Annotated in this window: 13 protein-coding genes and 1 tRNA gene; 11 read left to right on the top strand and 3 right to left on the bottom strand. The window is 69.1% G+C overall.

Annotated features, from left to right (window positions below):
- Positions 1-3 precede the first annotated feature (3 nt).
- From AB0K15_RS14070 to AB0K15_RS14055, 4 genes are all read left to right on the top strand, one after another.
- Positions 4-1,104, top strand: coding sequence for an enolase C-terminal domain-like protein (locus tag AB0K15_RS14070; protein ID WP_364049324.1), 1,101 nt, complete (start codon positions 4-6; stop codon positions 1,102-1,104).
- Between the two features lie 27 nt (positions 1,105-1,131).
- Positions 1,132-1,977, top strand: coding sequence for a catechol 1,2-dioxygenase (gene catA, locus AB0K15_RS14065; RefSeq protein WP_364049322.1), 846 nt, complete (start codon positions 1,132-1,134; stop codon positions 1,975-1,977).
- Between the two features lie 7 nt (positions 1,978-1,984).
- Complete coding sequence (gene catC / locus AB0K15_RS14060; RefSeq protein WP_364049320.1) at positions 1,985-2,266, top strand: muconolactone Delta-isomerase; 282 nt, start codon at positions 1,985-1,987, stop codon at positions 2,264-2,266.
- Between the two features lie 146 nt (positions 2,267-2,412).
- A complete protein-coding gene (locus tag AB0K15_RS14055) occupies positions 2,413-4,008 on the top strand; it encodes a ubiquinol-cytochrome c reductase cytochrome b subunit (protein WP_364049319.1) in 1,596 nt (531 codons plus the stop codon).
- Positions 4,009-4,173: 165 nt separating this feature from the next.
- On the opposite strand, the gene AB0K15_RS14050 is transcribed toward AB0K15_RS14055, so the two are convergent.
- Positions 4,174-4,602 (bottom strand): SDR family oxidoreductase, encoded by a 429-nt coding sequence (locus AB0K15_RS14050; protein WP_364049318.1) that lies wholly within the window; start codon positions 4,600-4,602, stop codon positions 4,174-4,176.
- A 122-nt stretch (positions 4,603-4,724) separates the two neighbouring features.
- On the opposite strand from AB0K15_RS14050, the gene AB0K15_RS14045 reads away from it, so the two are divergent.
- Positions 4,725-5,219 carry a hypothetical protein gene (locus AB0K15_RS14045; RefSeq protein WP_364049317.1) on the top strand — a complete coding sequence of 165 codons (495 nt, stop codon included), beginning with the start codon at positions 4,725-4,727 and terminating at the stop codon, positions 5,217-5,219.
- Position 5,220: 1 nt separating this feature from the next.
- Complete coding sequence (locus AB0K15_RS14040) at positions 5,221-5,547, top strand: transcriptional regulator (RefSeq protein WP_364049316.1); 327 nt, start codon at positions 5,221-5,223, stop codon at positions 5,545-5,547.
- A gap of 223 nt (positions 5,548-5,770) precedes the next feature.
- Here AB0K15_RS14040 and AB0K15_RS14035 read toward each other — a convergent pair.
- Positions 5,771-5,843 (bottom strand) — tRNA-Arg (locus AB0K15_RS14035).
- A 225-nt stretch (positions 5,844-6,068) separates the two neighbouring features.
- Here AB0K15_RS14035 and AB0K15_RS14030 point away from each other — a divergent pair.
- On the top strand, positions 6,069-6,539 hold the full coding sequence (locus AB0K15_RS14030; RefSeq protein ID WP_364049315.1) for a DUF4190 domain-containing protein: 471 nt from the start codon (positions 6,069-6,071) through the stop codon (positions 6,537-6,539).
- Between the two features lie 51 nt (positions 6,540-6,590).
- On the opposite strand, the gene rph is transcribed toward AB0K15_RS14030, so the two are convergent.
- Positions 6,591-9,179, bottom strand: a complete 2,589-nt coding sequence (gene rph, locus AB0K15_RS14025; RefSeq protein ID WP_364049314.1) for a rifamycin-inactivating phosphotransferase — start codon at positions 9,177-9,179, stop codon at positions 6,591-6,593.
- A 368-nt stretch (positions 9,180-9,547) separates the two neighbouring features.
- Between rph and AB0K15_RS14020 the strand changes: the two genes are divergently transcribed.
- Genes AB0K15_RS14020 through AB0K15_RS14005 form a run of 4 tightly spaced genes read left to right on the top strand, consistent with a single transcriptional unit; the run spans position 9,548 to position 12,997 of the window.
- Positions 9,548-10,201, top strand: coding sequence for a response regulator transcription factor (locus AB0K15_RS14020; protein ID WP_364049312.1), 654 nt, complete (start codon positions 9,548-9,550; stop codon positions 10,199-10,201).
- 3 nt (positions 10,202-10,204) lie between these two features.
- Positions 10,205-10,825 carry a trimeric intracellular cation channel family protein gene (locus AB0K15_RS14015; RefSeq protein ID WP_364049310.1) on the top strand — a complete coding sequence of 207 codons (621 nt, stop codon included), beginning with the start codon at positions 10,205-10,207 and terminating at the stop codon, positions 10,823-10,825.
- Positions 10,826-10,877: 52 nt separating this feature from the next.
- Positions 10,878-11,570 (top strand): response regulator transcription factor, encoded by a 693-nt coding sequence (locus AB0K15_RS14010; protein ID WP_364049308.1) that lies wholly within the window; start codon positions 10,878-10,880, stop codon positions 11,568-11,570.
- Positions 11,567-12,997 carry a HAMP domain-containing sensor histidine kinase gene (locus AB0K15_RS14005; protein WP_364049306.1) on the top strand — a complete coding sequence of 477 codons (1,431 nt, stop codon included), beginning with the start codon at positions 11,567-11,569 and terminating at the stop codon, positions 12,995-12,997. The genes AB0K15_RS14010 and AB0K15_RS14005 overlap by 4 nt, the downstream gene beginning before the upstream one ends.
- The last annotated feature ends 61 nt before the right edge of the window (positions 12,998-13,058 follow it).

The following is a 13,058-nucleotide window of genomic DNA, read 5'->3' as shown; positions in this document are numbered from 1 at the left end:
GCGATGAAAGTCACCGAAATCGAGGCGATCCCGTTCGCCATCCCGTACCGCAAACCGCTGCGGTTCGCGAGCGGTGAGGTGGACACGGCCGCGCACATCCTCGTGCGGGTGCACACCGACGAGGGCCTGGTGGGCACCGCCGAAGCCCCGCCCCGGCCGTTCACCTACGGGGAGACCCAGGGCTCGATCAAGGCCGTGATCGACTCGGTTTTCGCACCCCAGCTGCTGGGGATGTCGCCGCTGGCGCGCGAGGCCGTGCACGCCAAGCTCGACCGCACGGTGGGGAACCCGGCCGCGAAGAGCGCGATCGACATGGCGCTGTGGGACCTCATCGGACAGAGCCTCGGCGTGTCCGTGACCGAGCTGCTCGGCGGGTACACCGACCGGATGCGCGTGTGCCACATGGTCGGGTTCGCGCAGCCGGGCGAGATGGTCGACGAGGCCGAGCGGGTGCGCGACCTCTACGGCATCACGACGTTCAAGGTGAAGGTGGGCCGCAAGCCGATCCGCCTCGACGTGGACGTCTGCCGCGCGCTGCGGGCCGGGCTCGGTGAGGACGTCGAGCTCTACATCGACGGCAACCGCGGCTGGACGGCCTCGGAGTCGGCCGCCGCGTTGCGGGCGCTGGAGGACGTCGGGCTGCTGTTCGCCGAGGAGCTGTGCCCGGCCGACGACGTGCTCGGCCGACGGTGGCTCGCCACCCAGAGCCGGATTCCGCTCTACGCCGACGAAAGCGCGACGCGGCCCGGCGAGGTCACGCGAGAGCTGCTGGCCGGCGCGGCCCACGGCGTCAGCATCAAAACGGCCCGCACCGGCTTCACGTACTCGCAGCGGGTGCTCAACCTGTGTGCCGGGCTCGGCGTCGACGTCGTGCTCGGCAACCAGATCGACGGGCAGATCGGCTCGCTGTGCGCGGCGACGTTCGGGGCCGCGTTCGAGCTCACCTCCCGGCGAGCGGGTGAGCTGTCGAACTTCCTCGACATGACCGACGACCTGCTCGCCGAACCCCTGCGCATCGAGCACGGCGAGCTGCGCGTGCCGCAAGGCCACGGCCTCGGCATCCACCTCGACGACGGCAAGCTCGCGCGTTACCGCCAGGACTGATTCCCACCACGAAGAGAGGTATTTGCCATGACTGAAGTCGTTTCGCCCACAGCCGCAGCTTCGGGTGCGTCGGCGACCGAGCGTTTCCAGGAGCGCGCCAAGGGTTCCGCCGCGGCGGACGCGGCCCGCGTGGACGCGATCGCGACGGACGCGCTGGCCGCGCTGCACGAGGTCGTCCGCAAGCACCAGCTGACCTACGACGAGTACAACGCCTTCAAGGCCTGGCTGATCCGGGTCGGCGAAGACGGTGAGTGGCCGCTGTTCCTCGACGTGTTCATCGAGCACGAGGTGGAGAAGGTCGCGAACGCCGGCCGCGAGGGCACCGCCGGGAGCATCGAAGGTCCGTACTACGTGGAAGGTGCGCCGGAGTTCGGCGCGGAAGGCACGCTGCCGATGCGCGAAGGTGAGGGCGGGCAGCCGCTGCGCTTCTTCGGCCAGGCGCGCTCGGTTTCGGGTGAACCGCTCGCGGGCGCGGTCGTGGACTTCTGGCAGGCCGACGACGACGGTCTGTACTCGCAGTTCGCGCCGGGCATCCCGGAGTGGAACCTGCGCGGCCGCTTCACCACCGACGCCGAGGGCAACTTCTCGATCCACACGATCCACCCGGCGCCGTACCAGATCCCGACCGACGGCGCGACGGGTGCGTTGATCGCCGCCGCCGGCTGGCACGCGTGGCGGCCGGCGCACCTGCACATCAAGGTGTCCGCACCGGGCCACCAGCTGATCACGACGCAGCTGTACTTCTCCGGCGGTGAACACGTCGGCGACGACATCGCCACGGCGGTGAAGGACGCGCTGATCCTCGCGCCGACCGCGGCTGCCTCGGGCGCCGGCGAAGAGGTCCGGTACGACTTCGTGCTCGACCCCGCCTGAGGCCGGCATGTTGTTCGCGGTGCGGATGGACGTCTCTCTGCCGCTGGACCTCGACCCCGGGTTCCGGGACGAGCTGCTGGCGACGGAGAAGGCGTACAGCCAGAAGCTGCAGCGGGAGGGGAAGTGGGTCCACCTGTGGCGGGTCGTCGGTGAGTACTCGAACCTGAGCGTGTTCGACGTCTCGGACAACGGCGAGCTGCACGACCTGCTGTGGAACCTGCCGTTGTTCAAGTACATGACTGTCAGCGTGACGCCGTTGGCGCAGCACCCGTCTGCGCTGGTGGGCTGAGGTTTTCGCCCGTTTTTACGCGGTGGTGTCGTTCGTGTGCGGAACGTGATGGGCCGCGGGGCTGTCACATTTGGGGTGGTCTGCGTCGTCGAAGGGTTGGACGCCGTGTTCGCGGTGGCCGTCCTGCGTAGGCGAGTGAGGATCACATGAGCTCACTGACCAGTCCGACGAAGTCCGACCCGGGCGCGCTCAAGGCCGCCGGCGTGGCGGCGAAGGCGGTCGACGACCGCTATCGCGTGGCCAAGGGCCTGCGGCACCAGATGAACAAGGTGTTCCCGACGCACTGGTCGTTCCTGCTGGGCGAGATCAGCCTGTACTCGTTCATCGTGCTGCTGCTCAGCGGCGTCTACCTCACGCTGTTCTTCGACCCGTCCATGGAGCCGGTCACCTACCACGGCAGCTTCACCAACATGCAGGGCCTGGAGATGTCGCGGGCCTTCGCCAGCACGCTCGACATCTCGATGGAGGTTCGCGGCGGCCTGTTCGTGCGGCAGCTGCACCACTGGGCCGCGCTGATCTTCATCGCCGCGATGACGGTGCACATGTGCCGCGTGTTCTTCACGGGCGCCTTCCGCCGGCCGCGCGAAGCGACGTGGCTGATCGGCGCGACGCTGCTGATCCTCGGGATGTTCGAAGGCTTCTTCGGCTACTCCCTGCCCGACGACCTGCTGTCCGGCACCGGCATCCGCGCGACGCTGTCCGGCATCATCCTGTCGGTGCCCGTGATCGGCACGTGGCTCCACTGGGCCGTGTTCGGCAGCGAGTTCCCGGGCAACCAGATCATCCCGCGGCTCTACACGGTCCACATCCTGATCATCCCGGGCATCATGCTGGCGTTGATCGCCGCACACCTCGCGATCGTCTGGTACCAGAAACACACACAGTTCCCGGGTGTGAAGCGTAAAGAAACGAACGTTGTCGGCATCCGCATCTTCCCGGCGTTCGCGTTGAAGGCGCTGGCGTTCTTCACGATCGTCACCGGGGTGCTGTCGCTGCTGGCCGGGCTCTTCCAGATCAACGCGATCTGGAACATCGGCCCGTACAACCCGTCGCAGGTCTCCGCCGGCTCGCAACCCGACTGGTACCTCGCCTGGGCCGACGGCCTCCTGCGCATCTGGCCCGCCTGGGAGGTCTACCTCGGGAACTACACGATCCCGGCCGTGTTCTTCCCGGGCGCGATCGGGCTGCCGCTGTTGTTCACGCTGTTGCTTTCCTACCCCTGGATCGAACGCCGGCTGTCGAAGGACACCGCGCACCACAACATCCTGCAACGCCCGCGCGACGCGCCCGTCCGCACGTCGCTCGGCATGATGGCGCTGGGCTTCTTCCTGGTGATCGAGCTGTCCGGCTTCAACGACATCATCGCCGACCAGTTCGACATCTCCCTCAACGCGACCACCTGGGCCGGCCGCATCGGCGTGCTCATCGTGCCGCCGCTCGCCTACTTCCTCACCTACCGCATCTGCCTGGGCCTGCAACGCGCCGACCGCGAGGTCCTCGAACACGGCATCGAGACGGGCATCATCACGCGCTCGCCCTCGGGCGGCTACCTGGAGATCCACCAGCCGCTGGGCACCGTGGACGGCCACGGCCACCCCGTCCCGCTCGACTACCAGGGCGCGACGGTCCCGAAGAAGATGAACAAACTCGGCGCCGCCGGCCGTGCGGTGCCCGGCTCGCTCCTGACACCGGACCCACCGGAGGAAACGGCGGCCGTGCAGCGCCTCGACCGACATCACTGACCACACCGACCACCGCGGCCGCCGGGGCAAACCTCACGCGAGGTTCGCCCCGGCGGCATCTTGGTGTCCGGACGGATTTCCCTTGCGGCACTGATCTCGGGCGAAACCAGCGGCGCGAAGGGGCCGCGTCACGCTGGTGGTGACGCCGCCCCGCCTGCGCTCGGTTTACACCGCAGCGCCGCCGGACGTTTCGATGCGCTGGCCGGTGACCCAGCCGAAGCGGTCGGACAGCACGGCGGCGATCACGGGTCCAATGTCGTCGGGCGCGGCCACGCGACCCAGAACTGCTTGTGCACCCGGCATTTGGCGCACGTCGGCGTTGTCGCGGATGGTGCCGTCGAGGAAGTCCGTGGCGGCGGGACCCGGCGCGACCACGTTGACGCGGATGCCACGGTTGCCCAGCTCCTGGGCGTGGTAGCGGGTGAGCACCTCGACCGCGCCCTTCATCGCCGCGTAGACCGACCACCCTTCGCCGGCGGAGCGCGCGAGCACGCTGGAGATGTTCACGATCGAGCCGCCGTCGGCGATGCGGGGAGCGAGCTGCTGGGTGAGGAAGTAGACACCGGTGAAGTGGACGTCCACAAGGGACTGCACATACCACTCGCGGCCAGCCGATCCGCGACTCCATCCTCCTTGAGGCAAGTACTTGCCTATGCAGAAAGTAGAGACTACCTTTCTCCTCAGGAAAGCACTTGCCCAGGGAGGCGGACCGTGAAGTGGACAGAACCGACAAAGCAGCGGCAATGGTGAACGAACCCACGCCGGACGAGGCGGTGGCAGCGCTTCGCACGATCCACAGGAGCCGAGAGCGGGTGATCGCCTCCGGCGCGGGCTCGCGCTGGCTGTCGATCACCATGGGCCTGGCTGTATTCCTCGGCTGCGCGGCCAGCGACCTGCTGCCACCCGCGCAAGCCTGGGTCGGCTGGACCATCTTGGGGCTCGTCGTCGTACTGGCCATCGGCCTGACCACCCGGTCGGGCGGCACCTTGCTCGGCCGCCCGGTACTGGTGTCGGACCGAAGCTTGTCCGTCGCCGCGCGCCTGCTGCGCATCGCGCCCATCCTCGGCATCGGGATCGCCGTCGCCGTGGTCACCGAGACGCTCGACGTGCCACACGCCAAGATCTACTACGGTGCACTGACCGGGCTCTACATCGTGTTCCTGGACCCCGCGTTCAAGCTGTGGCTGCTGCGCCGTCAGGAGCGCGACTGAGGTGGCCGACTTCGACCAGCTCCTGCTGGACCCCACCAGACTCGCCATCGTCTCGCTGCTGGCCGCCGCCGAATGGGCCGAGTTCGGCTTCGTCCGCGACTCGGTGAAGCTCTCCGACTCCGCACTGTCCAAACAGGTCACCACACTGTCCAAGAACGACTACGTCGAAGTCCGCAAAGGCTACGTCGGCAAGCGGCCGCGCACCTGGCTCAACCTCACCACCACTGGCCGCACCACCCTCGCCGACCACATCTCCGCCCTCCAGGCCATCGCCGAGAAAGCCCGCACACACGGCGCCCTTCATTCCCGCGAAGCTCCGGCGACCTAACGCCACCCGGCCGGGGCACAGCAACCACTCAACCCACACCCCGCACCACCGAATCCATGTGGGCGATCCACAACCCTCTTCTCACCCCGCACCCACCACCACAACGCAACCACTTGGGGGTCCGGGGGTTCACCCCCGGCGGGGGTTTGGGGGCTCGGCCCCAGAAATACGACACATGATCAAGGTCCACGCTCCCCGTGGACACAGATCGCCCAATCGTGTGTGCCCCCGGCAGGATTCGAACCTGCGACACCCGCTTTAGGAGAGCGGTGCTCTATCCCCTGAGCTACGAGGGCATGTGTAGCCAGCCAGCAGCTTACCGGTCCCCGACCCCCTGGCAAGCACCTACCTGCCTGACCGGCGGTATCGCCCGGAAGGGGGGCCTCCGGCGGCCGGTGGGGGCGGGGCTGCGAGAGGCCTGGTCAAACAACGTCCGCACGATTGGTAACGATCAGGAAATCCGTCCGATAAGGCGTGCGCCGGGCCGTAAAGTTCCGGTTCCCATCGTTGAAAGGACGCACGTGAGCACGCCCGACAACCCTGAGCAGTACCAGCAGTACCCGGCCGGCCAGAGCGCCCCGTTCGCCGCTCCGCCGGTCGGCGCCGGTTACGGGCAGCAGCAGCCCGTGGGCGCGCCGCGCAACGGGTTCGGCGTCACGGCCCTCGTGCTGGGCATCATCGCCCTCGTCCTGTGCTGGACGGTGTGGGTCGGCATCGTCCTGGGCGTCCTCGCGCTGATCTTCGGCATCCTCGGCGTGAAGCGCGTCAACCGCCGTGAGGCGACCAACAAGGGTGCCGCCATCGCCGGCATCGTGACGGGCAGCATCGGCCTGGTCATCGGTGCGGTGATCCTCATCGCGATCGGCTCGATCTTCGCGTCGTTCGGCAGCCAGCTCAACGACCTGCAGGACTGCCTGAACAAGGCCGGCTCCGACTCGTCGCAGATCCAGAGCTGCCAGCAGCAGTTCAGCGACAACGTGCAGAACCGCTGACGCAAAGCCGCGGAGGCCGTCGGGGATCGGGGGATCCCCGACGGCCGGGTGTCAGTCGAGGAGCTCGACGTAGCCGTGGGTGCCGTTCACGCGGATCCGCTGCCCGTCGTGGATCAGCCGCGTGGCCTGGTTGACGCCGACGACGGCGGGCAGGCCGTATTCGCGCGCGACCACCGCGCCGTGGGTCATCAAGCCGCCCACCTCCGTGACCAGGCCGGCGATCGTCACGAACACCGGTGACCAGCTGGGGTCGGTGTAGGCGGTCACGAGGATGTCGCCCGCCTCGAGGTCGGCTTCGGCGAGGTCCAGGACGACGCGGGCGCGGCCCTCGACCGTTCCGGTGGAGACCGGCAGGCCCAGCAGCGCGCCGGCCGGGGCGTCCGCACGCCGATAGCTTCCGGCGACGGTTTCGCCCTCGGAGGTGAGCACCCGCTGCGGGGTGAGGGCCTGGTCCGCCGTGAACTGTTCCTTGCGCCTGCGGATGAGGTCGGCGTCGGCGGTGCCGGTGCGGGCGGCCTCGTGCAGTTCCTGGAACCGCAGCGAAAAGCTGTCCTCCACCGCGTCGAGCACGCCGGCCGCCACGAGCTGCTCGGCTTCGGCCAGCAGCGCCTTCTTGTACTGGAAATAGCGGCTGATCATCCCGTACTTGGGGTATTCGCGATAGCCGACAAACGTGCGCAGCTGGTCGATCACGGCCTTCGTCTCTTCGGCTTTCCGCTCGCCGTCGGGCAGAATGCGCAAGCGCGCCAGCAGTTGTTGTTCTTTCTGCCCGGCTTCGCGCAGCCCTTGGTCGAAGCGCCGCCGGGCCTCGCCGGGTTCGAAGTTGTCGACGTTGCCGAGCAGCACGGGCAGCAGCGTGCTGGGACGTTCGCTCCACCGGGGCCGCGTGATGTCGATTTCGCCGACACAACGCATGCCGTACGTGTCGAGGTACGCCCGGATCGCGTCGCGTGCTTCACTTCCGCCTGGCAACGCGGGAAGTTCGTCCAGGAACCCCTCGTCCCGCACGGTCCGCAGGAACGCCACCACTTCCGAGTGCGGGCGGAGCACGTCGGCGACGTCCAACAGCGCGAGGCCCATTTCCGACGAGACGTTGTCGGGCGCGGACTGCGAAAGCGTGTCGGCCGCGTTCTCCTCGCCCAGCCATTCGCGCAGCTGCTTGTTCAGCCACGTCGTCGCGTCCATTCCGGCCATGATCGCCTGGTGGCTGCGCGGGTTGAACAACAGCCGCCGCAGTTCCTGCAGATCCTCGAGGATGAAGTCGAACAACTCCGCGCCGCGTTTCTCCCGGATGTCACGCTCTAGCGCGGCCAGCGAGGCCTTGCTCTCCGCGATCAGCCCGTGGACGATCGCCGGGTCCGCCTCGATCGGCTCGGGTGCGACGCCGAACGGCAGCGGTGCGGCGCCGCCCTCCGTCGGCTCCGGCAGGAAACCGCGGTCGAGCACGGTCTGCAGAGCGTCGCGCATCAGCGGATCCGACGCCCCCATCATCTCCAGGTACCCGGCGCGCCCGGCCTTCGTCGCGAGGCCCGGGGTGGCATCGACGAACAGCCGGCTGCCCGCCTCCGCCATGGGCCGCGGTGTGGTCAGCTGCCACACGGACAGGCCGAGCGGGCGCATCGCGTCGGTCATCATCTGCTGGTGCCCCACCGAGAGGTAGACGCGGTTGCCCTCGTCGGCGGCGGGCGGGATCGGGAACAGTGTGGTGATCGGCCGGCTCTGCACGATCTGGAACTCGCCGTCGGCCAGGCACCACTCGATGTCCTGGGGCCGGCCGAAGTGCGCCTCGATCCGGCGGCCCAGCCCCTCCAACCGCAACACCTGCTCGTCGGTCAGCGCCGGGCGCTCTTGCTCTTGCGGCGCGATCTTGTCCTCGCGCGTGCCGCCGCCCGGCAACGCGTGGATGGCGAGCTGCTTGGCCGACACCGTCTTCTCGACGATTTCCCCCTCGCGCACCCGGTAGCTGTCGGCGTTCACCAGCCCGGAAACGAGCGCCTCGCCGAGGCCGAACCCGGCGTCGACGGTCGTGACCTTCCGGTTCGACGTGATCGGGTCGGCCGTGAACAGGATCCCGGACGCCTCCGACAGCACCATCCGCTGAACCACCACGGCCATGTGAACCCGGCGGTGGTCGAAACCGTTGCGCAGGCGGTAGGTCACGGCCCGGTCGGTGAACAGCGACGCCCAGCAGAGCCGGATGTGCTCGAGGATCGCCGCCGACCCGACGACGTTGAGGTAGGTGTCCTGCTGGCCGGCGAACGAGGCCGTCGGCAGGTCTTCGGCCGTCGCGCTGGAACGCACGGCGTACGCGGCTCCCGGCTCCGATGGCGCGATCAGCGTGGCCGCGACGTCGTCCGGAACGGCCGCCGCGGAAACGACCTCACGGACCTGCGCGCTCAGCTCGGCGATCGGGTCCCGGTCATCGGGATCCAGCCGTGCCAGGCGGTCCAGCGCGCTCTCGAACGCCGGCACCTCCGCCAGCACCTGCCGGAAAGCACGTGTCGTCACGCAGTACCCGGGCGGCACCAGCACGCCCTCGATCCGCGAAAGCTCCCCCAGGTGCGCGCCCTTGCCTCCGACGAGGTCGACCTGACTCCGGTCGATCTCCCGGAAATCCAGCACGAGCTCGGTTCCACCCACTCTTCGTCCCCCGTTTCCATGGCCGGGGATTCCGGCCGAGGCGGACGATTGTGGAGGACGACCGGGGTCTTGCCACAAGAGCGGGGGTGCGCTATAGCTTGGAAGGGGCAGGAGGAGCACTTGCTTCTCCGCCGTATCCGTCCGGTCTGGACAACCATCTCCCCGAAGCTCACGGCTGTCGGTCAACCGACGACCGGACCCACCCGTGTGGGGGACCCCGGTAGGCGGGGACCAGCACGATCAGGGACCCGGCCGGACCAGTCGCATCACCTGGTCGTGTCTGGTTTCGAAACCTTGAACAACAGTAGGTAATCTTCCTTAACGGGAAGCGGGGAGCCGCTTCGACCACCGGCTGCCGGAGGGCTTCGTTGATCAAGCTCATGTTCGCGGACGACGAGGAACTGGTTCGTTCGGGCCTGCGCGCCATGATGTCCGGGGCCGCGGACATCGAGATCGTGGGCGAGGCGAGCGACGGCAGATCCGCGGTGGAGGTGGCGCGGCGCTATCACCCGGACGTGGCGTTGCTCGACATCAAGATGCGGGCGCCCGACGACGGGATCCGCGCGCTGCGGGCCATCCTCGCGCTGCCGGACCCGCCGATGGTCGCGATGCTGACGACGTTCGACATCGACGAGTACGTGAGCCTCGCGCTGCGGCTCGGCGCCAACGGCTTCCTGCTGAAGGACATCGACCCCTCGGCTCTCCTGCGCGCCATTCGTGACCTGGCCAAAGGCGGCGCCGTGCTGGATCCGGGCGTGGCGGCGCGCATGGTCCAGTCCCATCGCGACGAGCAGCGGGCCGCGCAGCCGGCGCGCAAGCTCCTGGCGTCGCTGTCCGAACGCGAGCGCGAGGTCGTCGCGCTGATCGGGCAGGGGCTCTCGAACGCGGAGATCGGCGGGCGGCTGCACCTGTCGGAGGCCACGGTCAAGGGGTACGTCTCGGCGGTGCTCTCCAAGATCGGCGCCGTCAACCGCGTGCAGGCCGCGCTGCTGGCCTACCGCGGCGGGCTGCTCGACCAGTAGCGGATGGTGCTCACCGCGCTCGAGCTGCTCGGGCTGGTGGCGTTCGCCGCGTCCGGAGCGCTGGCCGCCGTCCGGGCGCGCCTCGACGTGTTCGGCGTGATCGTCGTCGGCCTCACCACGGCGCTGGGCGGCGGCATCATCCGCGACGTCCTGCTCGGCATCCACCCGCCGACGACGTTGCGGAACTGGCCGTACCTGGCCGTCTGTGCGGCGACGGCGCTGGTCGTGTTCGCGTTCCACCCCCAGGTCGCTCGGCTGCGGCGCGCCGTGCTGCTCGCCGACGCCCTGGGCCTGGGCGTCTTCGCGACGGCCGGCACGACGATCGCGCTCAACGCCGGCGCCACCGCCTACGCCGCGTGCTTGATCGGCATGACCAGCGGCATCGGCGGCGGCGCACTGCGTGACCTGCTGCTGCGCGAGATCCCGCTCGTCCTCCGCAAGGAGATCTACGCCGTCGCCGCGCTCGCCGGGGCCGTGCTCGTCGCGGTCGGTCACGCTCTGCCACTGCCGTCGAGCGCGGTCACAGTCGTCTCAGCGGCCGTGGTGGTAACGATTCGGCTGGTGGCTCTGTGGCGCCACTGGAACGCGCCTGTGGCCCGGCCTGGTGACACCGACTCTTTGTGAGTTCTGCGTGTGTTCTTAGGCGGGTCTCAGCACTCTGCGTAAGACTGACGTCATGCGCATCCTTGTGGTGGACGACGATCGAGCCGTCCGTGAGTCGCTCAGGCGGTCCCTGGAGTTCAACGGGTACACCGTCGAGCTCGCCAGCGACGGTGCGCAGGCCTTGGAGACGATCATCGCCAACCGGCCGGACGCGATGGTGCTGGACGTGATGATGCCGCGCCTCGACGGGCTCGAGGTGGCCCGCCGCCTGCGCAGCACCGGCGACGACCTGCCCATCCTCGTGCTGACCGCGCGCGACACCGTCTCCGACCGGGTCTCCGGCCTCGACGCCGGCGCCGATGACTACCTGCCCAAACCGTTCGCCCTGGAAGAACTGCTCGCCCGCCTGCGTGCGCTGCTGCGCCGCGCCGTGCCGGACACCCAGCAGGGCGAGACGAGCGAGGTGCTGTCGTTCGCCGACCTCACGCTGGACCCCGGCACTCGCGAGGTCCGCCGCGGCGGCCGCGAGATCAGCCTCACCCGTACCGAGTTCGCGCTGCTCGAGTTGTTCCTCTCGTACCCCAAGCACGTGCTGACCCGCGGAAGGATTCTGGAGGAAGTATGGGGTTACGACTTCCCGACGTCGGGCAACGCGCTGGAGGTCTACGTCGGTTATTTGCGTCGCAAGACGGAAGCCGGCAACGAACCGAGGCTGATCCACACAGTGCGGGGCGTGGGCTACGTCCTGCGCGAAACCCCGCCGTGACCGACGCCCCTGCGAGCACCGCGGTTCCGACCGTCGACGTCACCGACCCGCGCGGCGACCGCTGGGGCACGCGCCGCTTCTCGCTGCGCGGCCGCGTGACGCTGCTGGCCGCCGCCTGCGTGGCCGGTGCCGTGGCGCTCGTGTCGCTGGGTGCGTACATGATCGTGTCGAGCAACCTCTACCAGCAGCTCGACGACAACTTGCTCGCGCGCGCCCAGGCAGCCGTGAACTCGCCGCCGGTGCAGACGCAGCTCGAACAGGTGCCCGGCGCGTTCCTGGCGAGCGCCGACCTGCAGATCGGCCAGCTCAACGCGTACAGCAACAAGCTGATCTACCCGCAGGCCGGCTCGCCGCCGCCGTACGGACCGTCCGAGCTGGCGGTGGCCACGGGGGAGTCGCCGCAGTCGCTGCGTACCGACGTGGCCACGGACACGCGCGTGGTCGCGCTGCCGTCCGGGCACGGCGAGGCCATGGTGCTCGCGCAGTCGATGGAGCCGACGAAGCGCACGCTCAACGAGCTGGCGGTCGTCCTCTTCCTCGTGGGCGGCGCCGGGATCGTGGTCGCCGCGGGTGCCGGCACGGCCGTCGCGCGCACCGGGCTGCGGCCGGTCGACCGGCTGACGTCGGCCGCCGAGCGCGTCGCCGCCACCGGCGACCTGCGGCCGATCCCCGTGAGCGGTGACGACGAGCTCGCCCGCCTCACGCAGAGCTTCAACACGATGCTCGGCACCGTCGCCGACTCCCAGGAACGACAACGCCAGCTCGTCGCCGACGCCGGCCACGAGCTGCGCACCCCGCTGACTTCCTTGCGCACCAACCTGGAGCTGCTGCTATCGGCCAGCCGGCCGGGCGCCCGCTCGTTACCGGAGGAGGACCGCGCCGACATCGAGGCCGACATCCGCGGGCAGCTCGACGAGCTCACCCAGCTCATCGGCGACCTCGTGGAGCTCGCTCGGCAGGACGAGCCGCGCGAGCAGACCGAACGCGTGGAGCTGGTCGAGGTCGTGGAGCGCGCGCTCGATCGCGCCCGCCGCCGTGCCGGGGACATCGAGTTCGAAGTGGACCTGCAGCCGTGGGTTCTGACGGGGGACAACAGCTCCCTCGAACGGGCTGTGCTGAACCTGCTGGACAACGCCGTCAAGTTCTCGCCGTCCGGTTCGCGCGTGCGGGTGACGCTGCGGCCGCTCGGCGACGGCACGGCCGTGGTCGAGGTCGCCGACTCGGGCCCGGGCATCGCCGAGGAAGACCTGCCCAAGGTGTTCGACCGCTTCTACCGCTCTTCCGAAGCCCGTACGCTGCCGGGTTCCGGCCTCGGCCTGTCGATCGTGAAGCAGGCCGCCGAACGCCACGGTGGCGCGGTCTACGCCATGCACGCCCCGGAAGGTGGAGCGCTGCTCACGATCCGGCTGCCGGGCGCGCCCGGCTGACTCCTCGCCCGTCCGGGGGACGTCTCGGATGGCACGTTCCGCACACCGCATGTTTGATCGT

It is taken from the genome of Amycolatopsis sp. NPDC049253 (assembly GCF_040678995.1).
Classification (GTDB): domain Bacteria; phylum Actinomycetota; class Actinomycetes; order Mycobacteriales; family Pseudonocardiaceae; genus Amycolatopsis.
This window is presented reverse-complemented; position numbering and strand designations above follow the sequence as displayed.